This window comes from Thiohalophilus sp. (genome assembly GCF_031581315.1).
GTDB lineage: Bacteria > Pseudomonadota > Gammaproteobacteria > UBA6429 > Thiohalophilaceae > Thiohalophilus.
In genome coordinates, this window is the sequence record NZ_JAVLAZ010000062.1 from 5,357 (window position 1) to 7,909 (window position 2,553).

A 2,553-nucleotide genomic window follows, 5' to 3' on the forward strand; every position below is an offset into this window, starting at 1 on the left:
AATCGCCTCCCACAAGACAAGGAATGTCACGCAGGCTGAGGCCAGCGTGACCTACAGAGCTATAACAATGTTGAGTTATGAATGTTGAATTTTGAATCAAATAGAACACCGCCATTTAAAATTCATAATTCAACATTCAAAATTATCTCTTCGCGTTCTCCGCGCCTTTGCGACCTCCGCGTTATATTTCCAGAGAACCAGAGAAGAGACCTCAGATCATCATCAACGCCGCGACGACGTTGCGCCCTTCGGCCACCAGGATATTAAAAGTCCGGCAGGCGGCGGCGGTGTCCATCACTTCCAGACCGACGCCGGCTTCCTGGATCCGCGCCATGGTCTCGCCATTGGGAAAGCGCAGTTGCGCGCCGGTGCCCAGCAGGATCAGTTCCGGTTCGTAGGCGAGCAGGGTGGTGAGGTGTTCGGGTTGCAGCTCATCGTAGGTTTGCGGAGCCCAGTCGTCAGTGAGCTGTTCGCGGCTGATGATGAAACTGTCGTTGAATTCGGCGTTGCCTTCATCGTCCTGCTCGATATTGACCACGCCACGCAGGGGATGCCAGGGGGGAATGACGACCGTGATTCGACCGGTGTCGTAAGCGCGGATGGTGAGTCCGCCGACCTGTTCGAGGCTGAATTTCATACGAAGTCCTGCTGGGCAGTGGGTCAGGCGCTGATAGCTTCGGTCAGGTGTGGGGATGACGTCAAGTTCGGTGCATTGATGCGGGCTAAGTCCCTGAATTCTACGGGAACATTGACAGTCTACCGGCGAACCCGTTAATGTTACCCGCTTTGCGACGAGACGGGGCAGGTGCGCGGGCCCCGGGTCATTAACCCTTTTTCTTATCGGATTGCCCACTTGATAGACGATTTCCCGAGAATCAAACGGCTGCCGCCGTATGTCTTTAATATCGTTGGTGAATTGAAGGCGGCGGCCCGGGCCCGTGGCGAGGACATCATCGACTTTGGCATGGGCAATCCCGATCAGCCGACCCCGCAGCACATCGTCGACAAACTGGTCGAGGTCGCCCAGCGTCCCGATACCCATCGCTATTCCCTGTCGCGCGGCGTGCCGCGCCTGCGCCGGGCCATTTGCCGCTGGTACCAGCAACGTTTCGACGTGGAGCTGGATCCCGAGTCCGAGGCAATCGTCACCATCGGCTCCAAGGAAGGGCTGGCCCATCTGGCGCTGGCCACGGTTGGCCCGGGCGACGCGGTACTGGTGCCCAATCCGGCCTATCCCATCCATCCCTACGGCTTCATCATCGCTGGCGCTGATATTCGCCATGTACCGCTGGTGCCGGGGGTCGACTTTTTCGAGGGACTGGAGAAGGCAATCAAGGATTCCTGGCCCAAGCCGAAGATGCTGGTGCTTAATTTCCCCGGCAATCCGACCACCCAGTGTGTGGATCTCGAGTTTTTCGAGAAAGTAGTCGATATCGCGCGCGAGCACCAGATCTGGGTGGTGCACGATATCGCCTATGCCGATATCGTCTTCGACGGCTACAAGGCTCCGTCGATTCTGCAGGTCAACGGCGCCAAGGACGTGGCGGTGGAGTTTTATTCCCTCTCCAAGAGTTACAACATGCCGGGCTGGCGGGTCGGTTTCATGGTCGGAAACCCGACGCTGGTCGCGGCGCTGGCCAGGATGAAATCCTATCTCGATTACGGCATGTTCACGCCCATCCAGGTTGCCTCGATCACCGCCCTGGAAGGGCCGCAGGATTGCGTGACGGAAATTGTCGATCGTTATCGTTCCCGTCGCGATGTGTTGTGTGACGGGCTCAAATCCGTGGGCTGGGAGATCGAAAAACCCAAAGGCACCATGTTTGTCTGGGCGCCGATCCCCGAGGAATACAAAGATATCGGCTCGCTGGAATTTTCAAAATTACTGTTACAGGAAGCCAAGGTGGCGGCCTCGCCCGGTATCGGTTTCGGGGATTACGGGGATGATCATGTGCGTTTCGGTTTGATCGAAAACGAACATCGTACGCGCCAGGCAATCCGGGGTATCCGGGACATGCTGCGCCGGGATCCCGATGAACTCAAGAAACAGGCCTCCGGCAAATAATCATAAAGAGGAAGCAAGTCAGTGGAAGCGGTTAAAGTAGGATTATTGGGATTGGGGACCGTCGGTGGCGGGACCGTGAATGTATTGCAGCGCAACGCGAGCGAGATAGCCCGACGTGCCGGTCGTGACATCCAGATCACTCATGCCGCGGCACGGGATCTGGACAAGCCACGTATTTGCGATACGACCGGTATCGAACTGACGACGGATCCCCTGCAGGTTGTCAACAATCCCGAGATCGAGATCGTCATCGAGCTGATCGGTGGCGATGGCCTGGCAAAGGATCTGGTCATGCAGGCCATCGAGCAGGGCAAGCACGTGGTCACCGCCAACAAGGCACTGATCGCCAAGCACGGCAACGAAATTTTCGCCGCGGCGCAGAAAAAGGGCGTGATGGTCGCCTTCGAGGCGGCCGTCGCCGGCGGTATACCTATTATAAAGGCGATCCGCGAAGGTCTGGCCGGTAACCAGATCCAGTGGCTGGCCGG

3 protein-coding genes are annotated in these 2,553 nt (G+C 57.5%); 2 read left to right on the forward strand and 1 reads right to left on the reverse strand.

Annotated elements, in window-relative coordinates; genetic code table 11:
• Positions 1–211 precede the first annotated feature (211 nt).
• Positions 212–637, reverse strand: a complete 426-nt coding sequence (locus RI563_RS09570; protein ID WP_310694151.1) for an Mth938-like domain-containing protein — start codon at positions 635–637, stop codon at positions 212–214.
• Between the two features lie 216 nt (positions 638–853).
• Between RI563_RS09570 and alaC the strand changes: the two genes are divergently transcribed.
• Complete coding sequence (gene alaC / locus RI563_RS09575; protein ID WP_310694152.1) at positions 854–2,065, forward strand: alanine transaminase; 1,212 nt, start codon at positions 854–856, stop codon at positions 2,063–2,065.
• Between the two features lie 21 nt (positions 2,066–2,086).
• On the forward strand, positions 2,087–2,553 hold a 467-nt coding region (locus tag RI563_RS09580), incomplete at its 3' end, for a homoserine dehydrogenase (protein WP_310694160.1).

Coding starts and splice junctions, on each gene's coding strand:
- RI563_RS09570 (WP_310694151.1), bottom strand. CDS start 637: ATGAAATTCAGCCTCGAACAGGTCGGCGGACTCACCATCCGCGCTTAC.